A 12836-nucleotide genomic window follows, 5' to 3' on the forward strand; every position below is an offset into this window, starting at 1 on the left:
AATTATTTAGATATAAAGTAAAATGATTATTTTGATCATCAAAGGTCGCATGTAACCTTGGAAAATAATAAAATAAACACATGAAAACCTTTTTCATTTTTTGTCTTTCCTTTGTGGTCAATACAATCTCTTGTAAAGACGATAATAGTACTGCAGAGCATACCCCTCTCGATACAGATGTTTCTGCAGAGATTGTAAGTGTTACGACTACAGGTGAAGAGAACAATTATTCTTTTAGCATAGGAATTAAAAGTCCGGATACAGGATGTAATCAGTATGCCAATTGGTGGGAGATAATTTCAGAAGAAGGAAACTTAATATATAGAAGAATTTTAGCGTATAGTCATATCAACGAACAACCTTTTGTGAGATCCGGAGGTCCGGTTGCCATCAAAAAAGATCAAATAGTCTATGTTCGGGCTCATATGAACACAAATGGTTATGGAGAAAAAGTCTTTAAAGGTAACGTAGCCGAAGGTTTTAGAGAAAGCACCTTGGATAAGACTTTTGCTATGCAATTGGAGACAACGCCTCCTTTACCAAGTGGATGTGCATTTTAAATTATCAGTACATTGATTAGAAAAGATATCATAGAAAAGTTACCGTATGCAAAACCTTTTTTGTTTGTCGATGAGATTTTAGAACTTGATGACAATCATATCGTTGGAAGTTATACTTTTTTAAAAGATGAATATTTCTATGAAGGACACTTTAAGGATAATCCTATCACTCCCGGGGTAATTCTAACAGAATGTATGGCGCAAATCGGAATGGCTTGTTTTGGGATACACCTTCTTAGAGATGCCTGGGATCAGGAACAATGGAGCGTAGCTATGACCAGTAGCGAAGTAAATTTTTACAAACCCGTTTTTCCTGGTGAAAAAGTTATTGTGAAAGCAGAAAAGGTTTATTTTAGATTTAATAAACTCAAATGCAATGTAGTGATGTATAATACTAAAGAGGTCATCGTGGCAAAAGGGGTGGTTGCCGGAATTGCATTTCAAAACAAAGACGAATCATGAGTTTTGGATATTCTTTGGTCAAACTGGTACTGAAACTGAAAAAAGAAAAGCAATCCTGGTCACAGGATCCAATCGATTATATAAAAAAAAGGAAGCAAGATTTAAGAATTCCGAACAAATCTAATCTATTTGGTAATGAAGTTGAAACCAGGGAGATTAATGAATGCAATATCACTACAATCATTCCTAAAGTAATAAAAACAGAGTATCTTATATTATTTTGTCATGGCGGCGCATTTATTTATGGCCCTACCAAACATCATTGGAATGCCGTATCAAAGATGGTACGAGAAACACATACGAAAGCATGGTTAATTGACTATCCTAAAGCACCAGAAAACAATATTCAAAAAATTACTAAAAATATATGTGAGGTTTATAATCATGCGGTCAAAGAGTATGACCCTTCAAAGATTATTATGATTGGGGATTCTGTAGGTGGTAATCTTTTGACCTCTTTAACTCAGGGCTTGGTAAGAGATAATGCTGAGACTCCTAATCTATTAATTCTTATTACACCTTTGATGGACGCGAGTCTTACCAATACTGCAATAAAAGATATCGATCCCTTAGATCCAATACTGAGTTTTAAAGGGGTTCATTCTGCAAAAAAAATGTGTGCAGGGGATTTTTCTTTAAAAGATCCTTTGATCTCTCCACTCTATGGTTCTTTTGTCAACTTTCCGAAGATCTATCTATTCATGGCCACAAATGATATTCTAATGCCAGATCAAAAATTATTTATCAATAAAGTTAAAGATAATGGTGGAAAAATTGAAGTGATTTTGGGAGAAGACATGCCCCATATTTGGCCATTTTTACCATTCATGCCCGAGGCGAAGAAAGCAATGCACAAAATAATTTCTATTATCAATGAAGCTGTAAATGAAGAATAGACGCGTAGTAATTACAGGTTTGGGAGTAATGGCTCCTAATGGAACGAACGTTTCAAAATTTAAAGAATCTATCATCAACGGGACTAGCGGAATACGAGGTGTTGAAGAATTGAAGAATCTAAAATTTTCTTGTCAAATTGCTGGTTTACCGAATTATAATGAAAATTACTTAAACAATTACTTCAATAAAATTCAGTTACGAGGTTTAAAGGCATCCGGAATGGAATACGGCGTCATTGCCGGTATGGATGCATGGAAAGATGCAGGGTTATGTATTAATGATTCAGAAGTACCTCTATGGGATGCAGGAGTAATTTTTGGTACTGGAATTTTGGGTGTTGATAAGTTTCGTGAGGCCATTTATAAAGTAGACGAAGGTAACGTGAGAAGATTGGGTAGCACTACCGTTATTCAAACTATGGCCAGTGGTATTAGTGCTTTTTTGGGGGGAATGCTAGGATGCGGAAACGTGGTCACCACAAACTCTTCGGCTTGTAGTACAGGTACAGAGGCTATTTTAATGGCCTATGATAGAATTGCCGCTGGTAACGCAGAGATTATTCTCGCTGGCAGTACTAGTGATAGTGGGCCTTATGTATGGGGCGGATTTGATGCAATGCGTATTCTACCCTATAAATATAATGACAACCCCACTAAGGCCTCACGGCCAATGAGTGCAACTGCAAGTGGTTTTGTACCAGGAAGTGGAGCAGGGGCCCTGGTCGTCGAAAGTCTGGATAGTGCTCAAAAACGTGGTGCTAAGATTTATGCTGAAATCTTGGGCGGACATGTAAATAGCGGCGGACAACGTAATGGAGGTAGTATGACAGCCCCAAACAGTGAAGCCGTTCAACAATGTATTAAAAATGCGATCAATACTTCTGGAATACATGCCAATGACATTGATGCCATTAATGGTCACTTAACCGCAACTACCAAAGATCCGACCGAAATTAAAAATTGGTGTGAAGCCCTCGATCGAAAAGAAACTGATTTTCCATACATTAATTCACTTAAAAGCTTAGTTGGACATTGTTTGGCGGCTTCCGGAAGTATAGAAAGTGTTGCTACCATTTTACAAATTAATGAAGGCTTTATTTTTGGAAACATTAACTGTGAAGATTTGCATCCTGAAATCCAATCTCAGATAAATAGGGATCGAGTACCGACAAAAACATTTGATTTTTCTGCAAATATCATAGCAAAAGCAAGTTTTGGATTTGGAGATGTAAATGCTTGTGTTATCTTTAAAAAATATAATTCGATTTAAAAATAATGATGACAAAAGAAGATTTACTTTTAAAATTAAAAACTATAATTACTCCGTATGTTCAAAATCAGGAAGGTTTAAACAACCTCAATGAGGGTACTGATTTTATTAAAGACCTTGAGATTAACTCGGCCAATTTGGTAGATGTTGTACTGGATGTTGAGGATGAATTTGATATTGAAATTGATAATGAAGCTATGGAGAAAATGCTTACTGTAAAGGCTTCAATCGAAGTTATAGAAGGTAAATTGGCAGCAAAATGATTGGTAATGATATTGTAGACCTACAACTCGCCGGTATACAGAGTAATTGGCAGAGAAGGGGATGGCTACAAAAAATATTTACGCTACTTGAACAGAAAGAAATTTATAACTCCTCAAGCCCGAACCTACAAGTATGGAAATTTTGGAGTATGAAAGAGGCCGCTTACAAAGCGCATCAACGATGTTTTCATCATGCTCCGACATTTAATCCAAAGAAAATAGAATGTGTATCGGCGACAAGCGTATGCATAGAAAAATACGTATATGAACTTGCAACAGAGTTTACAAAGGAATATGTGTACAGTATTGCCAGAAGTACTGGGGCTTATTATTATTCTGAAATATTTCAAGCAGAAATAAATCCAAGGGAAGAACTTAAGAAATTGATACGTAGTAGTATTACAAAAAAAGATAGACTTTATTTTAAAAAGGACATCAATGGTATTCCAAATTTGTACATCAACGGAAAATGCTCAAAAATTCCTTTCTCTTTAACGCATCACGGAGATTATTCTGCTTATGTGATGTTGTCGTAGACTGTTTTATTTCAGAATTGGAAAATAGAATTGAATATTCAATTTGTTCCTTTCACGTTCATCATGAATAGAAACTCCAAAATCACTGGTATAGATGGTAGCTTTACCGAGCAGCTTTTCATCATCCAGCGAAAAAGTTAGAATAACCTCTTTTTGTGTTCCTTTTATAGTAAGATTGCCTATCACTTTGTACGTATTGGTTTCAAAAGGAACAACCTGTTTACTTTTGAAGATGATTTTTGGATATTTTCTTTTATAAAAATACTTTTCCCACATCAAATGTCCGTCTCGTAGAAAATTATCCGTATCTAAGGTTTTGACCAAAGCAGTTCCACTAAAAGAAGCATTATCTGGATCTGCAGGATTAAAATCTATTCTAAAATCCAAACCACTAATAGTTCCCGAGGTTTCATCTTCTATAAAATTAAAAGTGACCTTAGACTTTTCTTTATCAAAGTCTAAGCTTTTAAAATCATTGATCAACGCATAATCACCAGAATAGGAAACATATCCATCATTAGGAAACGTTGTCTGACCAAATCCTTGTAGAGTGTATATACCCATAATAATGTTGAGAAATGTTCTCATAAAATCCCTTTATTGCTTTTAAAGGTAAACATAAACAATAATCATTCCAAGGTTAAACTTCTTTTAAGAGTATTCTTAAGGGAATTTAACTTGATAAATAAGGGTGTTTAACGCTTTTAGAATTTTATTGCGTTATCTATTTTTAGAGTCATTTCTAAAAAAGTTTTTAGAATATTTAGGAATAGTCTGTCCTATAATTCTTGTAGGATTTTGGATTACAGAGATCATAAAATAAATATAAAGTCATAAAAACGAGTAGATTAAAATTAAAAAAAGTAATAAATTCGAAAGAGAGTAGTTCGTTAGCCAGATATTTAATTTAAAAAATATAGTTATGAGCAGTAAAGAAAAACCCACCAAGAAAAAACGTTTTGCAGATTTCCAGACTAAATATCGTCGTTCTTCAAATTTTGGTTACGGATCAAAAAGAGATCGATTTGCAATTGCCGGTGATGGCGAATTATTTGCTTCAGAAAATACTGAAGCAGATAAAAATGACAATAAATAAACGCAGCGTTCATTTTGTTAATCACTAATGAATTATAGTATCTCCCATACTTAGAGTTTTCTTGCCGATATCTTTAGATAAGCGAGAATAACCAGAGAGAATAGTGCACAAATTAAAAATCCAATAAATAGAGGTAAGGTAGTATCTAAAACAAACCTTCCTATGTAAGTGCTAATAGGAACCGCCATAATTGTAGAAATAAACCCTGTAATTGCTGCACCAATTCCCGCAATATGTCCAATAGGTTCCATAGCCATAGCGCGTAAGTTTCCAAACATAAATCCGATCGCAAAAAATTGCATTCCGAAGAAAATCAATAAAACTTCAATACTAGGGTTAGGACCATCATTAAACAATACAATATACAGCAAAGAAATGCCAAAATAGGCCAGTAGGGAAGTGGTGATTAATCTCTTCATACCAAATTTCAACACCAGTGTTCCATTTAAAAAAATAGCACTCCCAATTGAAATGGCTAGAAGTCCGAATATATAAGGAAACTCTTCTTTTAATTGATATTGCTGTTCAAATATCTGCTGAGATGTACTTAGGTATACCATAAAAGATCCCACGATAAATCCTGAAATTAGTGTATACCCAACTGTAGTTTTATGTTGGATCATTTCTTTAAGACCATTTATAAAAATGTTTGGTGTAAATTTTACTCGTTTGGATACTTTCAGAGTTTCAGCTTGTCGTTTCCAAAACCAAAAAGCAACGATGACACTAATAATTAACTGGATATAAAAAATTGCCTGCCAGTCGTAGTGATCTAAAACTGATTTCCCCAATGCGGGGGCAATAATGGGTACCAGAATAAAAACTACGGTTACAAAAGACATGATTCGTGCCATATAATCACCGCTATACATATCTCGTATCATGGCAATGGCAATAGTCCTGGGTGCCGAGAGTCCTATTCCCTGTAAAATCCTTCCCAAGACCATGATTAGGATACTTTCGGCAAAAATGCAGATAAAACTGGCGATAGCAAAAACCAAAAACCCCATATATACTACAGGTTTTCTGCCCGTACTATCTGATACCGGTCCAAAAATTAGCGGACCTATTCCCAGTCCCAGAAAAATCATGGTAATTAGCAATTGATTGTCTGCCACTTGTTTTGTGCCAATCGTTATTCCTATGGTATTAAGAGCGGGTAAAAGCGCATCGATTGCCAAGGCCACGATCGACATTAAGGAAGCCATAAGTGCAATAAATTCAAACTGAGCAAATTTCTTTTTTTGCATCTGGTAAAAGTACGGTATTTGTACAGTACAATTTTATGGTTTACACAGATTTTAGTTAAAAATAAGTGATAGTACGTCAAAATTTTGTATTTTTTATTATGAAACTTGGAGTCTATAACACTGCGTAAAAAGACATCATCATAATCAAACACAATGAAGAAGATTTTAATTTTGATCCTTGGGAGTATTTGTATAGGATGTAGTAGCACAAAAGATATTACTGCGACACCAGCTCAAATAGAGGCTTTAAATGAAATGATAAGAATAAAAGAATTTCAGATAGAGTCAAGATGGGCATACCCTTTAGTTACGAATAGCCTTTCTAGCGTTGCCAATAGCGGATTACTTCCTCCGGGTAGCAGTGTTAACAATATTGATTTGGTAGGGGATTCCAATTATTTTAAGATGATCGGGGATAGTATTTCAATGTATTTACCATATTTTGGAGAACGAAGAGTCTCTGGGAATTATAATAGTACGGATACAGCAATAAAGTATAATAATAAACCTGATCAAATTGAAGTCAAACGAAATGATAGAAACCAAACGTACGAAATGCGTTTTAAGGCCAAAAGTAAGAATGATACCTATGATGTATTCGTTAAGTTATTTCCAAATTTGACAGCTATGATTTTTATCAATAGTATATATAGAACTACAATAAGTTACAAAGGAGAAGTTTCAAAGTTATCATTAGAAACAAAAGATGCTATCACCGATAATTGAATAGATGATTTTAAGAATAAATTTTAGGTTCAAGTTAATGAATGGGGAAGGTTTTAAAATATTCTATTTTACATAATATAAATTATAGTACAAATGTATATTTTAGCAAATTGGCGTATACGTAGTATTTTACATAATTGCAGATATAACGACACCGTCAGGTGTTTTATATCGTCAGCAATTATGTAAAAGCCAATTTGCGGATCTCTAGTTCCATTGTAGCTATAATGTAATACTATGTAAAATATCCCAGGATAATTCTATTTCATAGTAATCGTAGCTACTGGGGTCATTAATAATTACAAAAAAGCTATTGTTTAAGCATTCTGCTCACATTTGTAGCTATAATTTACTCACAAGTTTTATATTTTAAATTTTGGAGTTCGTGATTGCTACGCAGTTGCCGTGAAGTTTATGCTGAGCTTGTCGAAGTATAAAATTGCCGCGCCCAACCGCTTTATTGTTTTGTAAATAAAAATGCTCTATACATTTTTCTCTACACACAATATCCTACCGCATAGCCCACACTTGCCCTGAGCTTGTCGAAGGGCCAAAAAAGGCAAAACTTTTAGTTGCTTTATAAATCGCGTACCTGCCTGCCGTTGCCGTATGGCAGGCAGGTTTGATAAAACATACGTAAAAAAAGTTTTTACGGTATTCTCGTGAAGTTGCCGCATAAGTATAAAATTACTCTGACGAGATAATTTCTATACACATGCTAACTGCAGAACACGGATTAAACTTAATAAAGTTTGCATATCTTTTTGTCTTGACCCTTCGATAAACTCAGGGTAAATGACAAAAGAACAAAAAAACTTGTGCTGAGCTTGCCGAAGTATCAAGGCTGCATAAAACTTTGGAATGCCAGCCGCATCAACTCGCCGCCAAAAGCAATCATCCACTGGATAATTTCTTTTGTCACGTGGCGCAGTCGCTATATTTTAGAAAACATTCTAACTTATAAGTTGAATAAATATTTAAAATCCTTATTAAACCTTAGTACTAGACCTCTAAAATATTGACGCTCTTTTGCCTATTGTTTATACCAAAGTTTTCTGAGGCCGTTTTTAAAAACATTTTAGGTTCTATTTTACATAATGTTACTAAATTAGAAACTCTGTTCTTTATAAAAGTTATGAAAAAAATTATTTATTCTTAATATCCTGATTCAAGTATATGTTTAACTTGATAACCATCTCCTGTCCTCTTATCAGGACCTACTTCAGCTTTAAGAATTTGCCCTAAACTAATCGAGTCCCTATCCTCTACAGAAAAAACAGAAAAGTGAAAAAATGCAGTTTTATCGCTGTCTTTTAGTTGAACAAAACCATAACCTCTATCAGAAAACAATCTAATAATTTGACATTCATATACTTCTATTCCATTCTTGCTAGCCTCAATAAAGTGAATCTTTTCTACATAAAAACCTTTTTTATTACGTGAAATATCACATAATATAGAATCACCATCCTTTATTGTCTCTACATCACAATCTTGTAATTTATTCGCATGTAAAAAAACTCTGTCCGAAATTTCCTCAACATCAACAAAACCAAATCCTTTGGAATCGTCATAAAAATCCACAATAGCCACCACTTCTTCTTTTATATAACCCTCCTGATATTCGTGTCCATGTGTTGCAACTAAATCTTGATTTGCAGAATTTACATTAGATGTGAACTTTTTTAAATTTATCAGCAAATCTCTTTGACAATCATATTGCTCTAATTCGTTTTCAATATTTATAAATTGTTGATCTTCAGAAATTAAATAGTCGTAAAATTCTTTTTTTACATACTTAAGTATATCTGCTAGATTACTTCCTGATTTATACTTGCTCCTTATTCTTAATGCAATTTCTTCATCTGTTATAGCTGTTGTGAGAGCCATTTGGTAAAAGAACACACTATTACTAACTGCTAGTCTTAAATGAACAATACCTCTATAAGAAATAGCCAATTTTTGCTCAAGAGTTAAATCTCTAATAGATAGATCAAAGGGTTCAACGAGCCCAGCTTCTAATAACGACAATAGTGCTTTATCTACCGCTGTTTCTGAACAACCGATTGCGTCAAAATAATCAATAATTGACTTTATATTGAGATGTTTTTCTTCTATTGAGTTTGAACTTTTTCTTAGTGTGTCTAATAGTATCAGAATTCTTAAATTTAGTAGAGGAGACTGTCTTACTTTACTATCTACTTGGAAAATAGGATAAACTTCGTGATTATCACCTTGCTTGTATAATTCATAATTACCCCTCATAAGAGCTTCCATAAACTTTGCGAAATCAGTAGTTAATGGTTCACCACTTAAATACGATCTAATTAAATCATCAATCTCAATAACTGAAGATGTTATTACTCTTTGAGATAAAGAGAGAGTTCTTCTTATATTATAATTAGTTAACTCACCTATTGTTTTTGATGTATAATCATTGTCTACAAAAACATTTTCTAAAACCTTTGCAAAACCATTCAGGTCTTTAATTGATATAGTAATACCTCTACTAGAAAAGTATTTACCTTTCTCATTGCTATCAGAACCATCCGTGTCCAGTTTTTGTTTTATAAAATCAATTCTCTTTCTGAAAACTTCCCTCGGTGATGGTGTTGGAAGGAAAAATGATCGTGATTTATAAATTCCAAAAATATCTGTCTTAGAAAAGGACCAAGCTGATTTATCAGTTACAGGAAATATCAAAAGACAGTGTCTGGCATTTCTTCTCAAAGCTTGTGTGAATTGAAAAAGTTTTTGTTTATATTCATTTGTAAACTCATCAGAATTGTCAACTAAAATTATTGGTAACATTTTTCGATTAACAACAACATCCAGCAAAATCCTTTTTAAATATCCTTCTCTATCATTTTCAACTTTTTCAGCTAAAAACTCACCAAATTTAATTTTAAATTGAGATTTATCTTTTTTATAAAGTTCAGCATCAACACCATTTGAGCGTCTAATGTATTGACCATGATATAAGCCTAGCAATTCATCCCAACTTGGGGATCCGTTTTCATATATTTGATTCTCTATGCCATCAATTATTTTTTCTGTGACCCAGGCTAAAGCAGTTTCTTCCCTTCCTGTTGCATCTAAACAATTAACTTTTATCAAAGCACATTTCTTCCTTATTTGTGAAGGTAGAGTCTTTCGAAAAAACCTATCCAAAAACGTTGATTTTCCTGCTCCAGTTGGACCAACAATAAATATAGTTTGACCAGATTCTATGGAAGTAGACGTAGACTCAGTTTCTACATTTGTTTGTATTAAATTAGCCAATGCTTCATCAACATCTTTGTCTTGAGGTAGTATGTTTCCAAGAACACTTGTTGTTATTTTTTCTAAGGAAAAATCCGCAATCCTACTCTCTTTTGTTTCAACGAAACACTCTATCAATAAATCTTCATTCTCTTCCCCTGCCAACTTTGAGAAAAAATTTGAAAAGATTTTATCTAAATCGAATGCTATTTCCGATTTTTGAGAAACCTTGATATCTAAGCCAGATAATGGTGCTTGTAAATTTTGAGTTAATAATAGTCTTTTGTTATGTATTTCGTCAAAAATAGCATTGTATAGTTTTTTGTCGAATTGATTTTTTGAAAGAAGGTCATAAAATTTAGAAAAATTTGAAACAATTGCTTCTAGAGAAGGGAAAACAATTGCTTCCTTAGTTTTAAAATTTTCACCTGGTGTGAAAGTCTTAAATACAATCCATACAAAACCATCAGTTACCACTGATAATGGTAAACCATTCAAACTTGCGTATCCAAAAGCTTGATCAATACCCTTAATTGCTTTCTTTAAACTAGTTCCTGAAATTTTCAAGTATCTAACTTTTTCTTTTTCTGCTGTATCGACTTCTATTAGACCCTTGCGTTTAGCTTCAATTAGCAAAACAGGTTTATCATTATTGACTAAAATATAATCAGAAAATCCATTTTCATGATTATTTTCTGCCCTAAAGTCTTTATAATTCCAAGCAAGGCACTCGTTTAAAATTCTATTTATGCATTGAATTTTGGAATCTTCTTCACTAGTGATATTTTCTTTGTTTAATACAATATCAGAATATATTTCTTTCATTTTAGCCTCTGAAGAATCCAAATCAATCATTTCACAAATTATTTTAGTTTTTATACTATTATGTTATTAATTCTAAAAATAAGTAAATATTAAGAGATAATATCTAAAAACTAACCTCAATCCCATTCCACACACATTACACTCCCCTCCTTCCCGTCGGCTCACATAATAAGTGTTGCATTACCTTTTTTAAAAAGAACTTTTCGTTAGAAAACTTTTAAAGAAAATGTAGAAGTAAAAAGCCAGCGCACCTCCTCGCCCACAATTTTAAAGATTCTCAATCTTCAAAATTATGTCGTACCAAAGCAAAGTGATCTACCTACGTTACATTTCGGCAGACAAGCATAACGCAAGTACATTATGATACAGATTGTAATTCATAATTTGCATTATATAAAATTGCTATTAAAACATTAATTTTTCTAGTTTTATTGTCTATTATTGATGTAGTTAAAAATTACTATGAAATTTCATCATTATCTTGTATTTATCTTCACACTTGCGATTTTAAGACCTTTTACCACTTTTTTACACGAAATGGGTCACGCAATACCCGCATTATTATATACTAAAGAAGGAGTGACTATCTATATCGGTTCTTATGGTGATCCAAAGAAGAGTTTACGTTTTAGATTAGGAAGATTGGAGATTTTTTTTAAATACAATCCTTTACTTTGGAGTTATGGCTTATGTGTTCGTGAGCAAATAGATATTTCAATCAATAAAGGAATTATAATTATACTCATGGGGCCATTAACCTCTTTAATTATCGGTGCTTTTTGTCTTTACATAGGTGTATTTGGAAGTCATTCTGATAGTATTACATTCATTACAATGATGATTGCTATATCTTCTTTATTAGATTGCTATCATAATAGTATTCCAGACGCCGAGCCAATTACATTACATAACGGCAAACAAGTCCATAATGACGGGCAACAACTTAAATTGTTGCTTAATTATCGAAATTTACCTGTTGAATATGATAAATCTGTTGAATATTATAACAATAAGAAGTTCGAAAAATCTGGAGAACTTTTAAAAAAAATGATTCAATCAGGAACTAGACGTGACTTTATCTATAGACTAGCCGTTTCTTCATATTTACAGATAAAAGAATATGATAAGGCCGATGAAATAAACAAAGATTTTATAAAGAAATACAAAAAAAAACTTACCTCTGTTGATCACTATAATAATGGGTTAATCAAATCACATAAAGGAAACATAGAAGGGTCAATAATCGATTATACCGAATCACTAAAACTCGATGCAAATAATGTCTATTCGTTAAACAATCGCGGATATGCTTATAATCTCTCTGGTAGATATGAAGAAGCCATAAAAGATTTTGATAAAGCAATTAAACTTGAAGACAGTTTTGCATATGCTTTGAATAATAGAGGTTTATCAAAAATTAAACTTGGTGAATTTGAAAATGGCTTTACGGATATTGAAAAATCTTTAGAATTAGATAGTAAGAATTCTTATTTCTATATGAATTTAGGGATTTATTATTTTGATACTCAAGACTATCATAAAGCTTTGGAAAATTTCAATATCGCTTTTAAATTAGATAAAGATACTTATTTACTTACTGAACATATTGAAAAAGTAAAACAGAAATTAAACTTTTTAGGGTAGTTACCCATTCCACACACATTACTCATTGATAGTTATTTGATATTTTG

12 protein-coding genes are annotated in these 12836 nt (G+C 32.9%); 9 read left to right on the forward strand and 3 right to left on the reverse strand.

What is annotated here, in order from left to right; genetic code table 11:
- Positions 1–80: 80 nt before the first annotated feature.
- Genes ACFSJT_RS00210 through ACFSJT_RS00235 form a run of 6 tightly spaced genes read left to right on the forward strand, consistent with a single transcriptional unit; the run spans position 81 to position 3987 of the window.
- Positions 81–560: a hypothetical protein gene (locus ACFSJT_RS00210; RefSeq protein ID WP_378318151.1), complete on the forward strand. Its 480-nt coding sequence runs from the start codon at positions 81–83 to the stop codon at positions 558–560.
- 12 nt (positions 561–572) lie between these two features.
- Positions 573–1022: a 3-hydroxyacyl-ACP dehydratase FabZ family protein gene (locus tag ACFSJT_RS00215; protein WP_378318152.1), complete on the forward strand. Its 450-nt coding sequence runs from the start codon at positions 573–575 to the stop codon at positions 1020–1022.
- On the forward strand, positions 1019–1918 hold the full coding sequence (locus tag ACFSJT_RS00220) for an alpha/beta hydrolase fold domain-containing protein (protein ID WP_378318153.1): 900 nt from the start codon (positions 1019–1021) through the stop codon (positions 1916–1918). The genes ACFSJT_RS00215 and ACFSJT_RS00220 overlap by 4 nt, the downstream gene beginning before the upstream one ends.
- On the forward strand, positions 1908–3188 hold the full coding sequence (locus ACFSJT_RS00225; RefSeq protein ID WP_378318154.1) for a beta-ketoacyl-[acyl-carrier-protein] synthase family protein: 1281 nt from the start codon (positions 1908–1910) through the stop codon (positions 3186–3188). The genes ACFSJT_RS00220 and ACFSJT_RS00225 overlap by 11 nt, the downstream gene beginning before the upstream one ends.
- Before the next feature lie 8 nt (positions 3189–3196).
- Positions 3197–3451, forward strand: coding sequence for an acyl carrier protein (locus ACFSJT_RS00230; RefSeq protein WP_378318882.1), 255 nt, complete (start codon positions 3197–3199; stop codon positions 3449–3451).
- Positions 3448–3987, forward strand: coding sequence for a 4'-phosphopantetheinyl transferase superfamily protein (locus ACFSJT_RS00235; RefSeq protein WP_378318155.1), 540 nt, complete (start codon positions 3448–3450; stop codon positions 3985–3987). The genes ACFSJT_RS00230 and ACFSJT_RS00235 overlap by 4 nt, the downstream gene beginning before the upstream one ends.
- A 6-nt stretch (positions 3988–3993) precedes the next feature.
- Here ACFSJT_RS00235 and ACFSJT_RS00240 read toward each other — a convergent pair whose 3' ends face one another.
- Complete coding sequence (locus tag ACFSJT_RS00240; RefSeq protein WP_378318156.1) at positions 3994–4575, reverse strand: YceI family protein; 582 nt, start codon at positions 4573–4575, stop codon at positions 3994–3996.
- A 334-nt stretch (positions 4576–4909) separates the two neighbouring features.
- Between ACFSJT_RS00240 and ACFSJT_RS00245 the strand changes: the two genes are divergently transcribed.
- Positions 4910–5083, forward strand: coding sequence for a hypothetical protein (locus ACFSJT_RS00245; protein ID WP_378318157.1), 174 nt, complete (start codon positions 4910–4912; stop codon positions 5081–5083).
- Between the two features lie 50 nt (positions 5084–5133).
- Here the strand turns inward: ACFSJT_RS00245 and ACFSJT_RS00250 are convergent, their stop codons facing one another.
- Positions 5134–6333, reverse strand: a complete 1200-nt coding sequence (locus tag ACFSJT_RS00250; RefSeq protein ID WP_378318158.1) for a multidrug effflux MFS transporter — start codon at positions 6331–6333, stop codon at positions 5134–5136.
- A gap of 153 nt (positions 6334–6486) precedes the next feature.
- On the opposite strand from ACFSJT_RS00250, the gene ACFSJT_RS00255 reads away from it, so the two are divergent.
- A complete protein-coding gene (locus ACFSJT_RS00255; protein ID WP_378318159.1) occupies positions 6487–7059 on the forward strand; it encodes a DUF4251 domain-containing protein in 573 nt (190 codons plus the stop codon).
- A 1155-nt stretch (positions 7060–8214) separates the two neighbouring features.
- On the opposite strand, the gene ACFSJT_RS00260 is transcribed toward ACFSJT_RS00255, so the two are convergent.
- Positions 8215–11175: a cold shock domain-containing protein gene (locus ACFSJT_RS00260; RefSeq protein WP_378318160.1), complete on the reverse strand. Its 2961-nt coding sequence runs from the start codon at positions 11173–11175 to the stop codon at positions 8215–8217.
- A gap of 432 nt (positions 11176–11607) precedes the next feature.
- On the opposite strand from ACFSJT_RS00260, the gene ACFSJT_RS00265 reads away from it, so the two are divergent.
- A complete protein-coding gene (locus tag ACFSJT_RS00265; protein ID WP_378318161.1) occupies positions 11608–12789 on the forward strand; it encodes a tetratricopeptide repeat protein in 1182 nt (393 codons plus the stop codon).
- Positions 12790–12836: the final 47 nt, after the last annotated feature.

This window comes from Aquimarina celericrescens (assembly GCF_042682765.1).
Classification (GTDB): domain Bacteria; phylum Bacteroidota; class Bacteroidia; order Flavobacteriales; family Flavobacteriaceae; genus Aquimarina; species Aquimarina celericrescens.

Coding starts and splice junctions, on each gene's coding strand:
- ACFSJT_RS00210 (WP_378318151.1), top strand. CDS start 81: ATGAAAACCTTTTTCATTTTTTGTCTTTCCTTTGTGGTCAATACAATC.
- ACFSJT_RS00245 (WP_378318157.1), top strand. CDS start 4,910: ATGAGCAGTAAAGAAAAACCCACCAAGAAAAAACGTTTTGCAGATTTC.
- ACFSJT_RS00250 (WP_378318158.1), bottom strand. CDS start 6,333: ATGCAAAAAAAGAAATTTGCTCAGTTTGAATTTATTGCACTTATGGCT.
- ACFSJT_RS00255 (WP_378318159.1), top strand. CDS start 6,487: ATGAAGAAGATTTTAATTTTGATCCTTGGGAGTATTTGTATAGGATGT.
- ACFSJT_RS00225 (WP_378318154.1), top strand. CDS start 1,908: ATGAAGAATAGACGCGTAGTAATTACAGGTTTGGGAGTAATGGCTCCT.
- ACFSJT_RS00230 (WP_378318882.1), top strand. CDS start 3,197: ATGACAAAAGAAGATTTACTTTTAAAATTAAAAACTATAATTACTCCG.
- ACFSJT_RS00265 (WP_378318161.1), top strand. CDS start 11,608: ATGAAATTTCATCATTATCTTGTATTTATCTTCACACTTGCGATTTTA.
- ACFSJT_RS00235 (WP_378318155.1), top strand. CDS start 3,448: ATGATTGGTAATGATATTGTAGACCTACAACTCGCCGGTATACAGAGT.
- ACFSJT_RS00260 (WP_378318160.1), bottom strand. CDS start 11,175: ATGATTGATTTGGATTCTTCAGAGGCTAAAATGAAAGAAATATATTCT.
- ACFSJT_RS00240 (WP_378318156.1), bottom strand. CDS start 4,575: ATGAGAACATTTCTCAACATTATTATGGGTATATACACTCTACAAGGA.
- ACFSJT_RS00220 (WP_378318153.1), top strand. CDS start 1,019: ATGAGTTTTGGATATTCTTTGGTCAAACTGGTACTGAAACTGAAAAAA.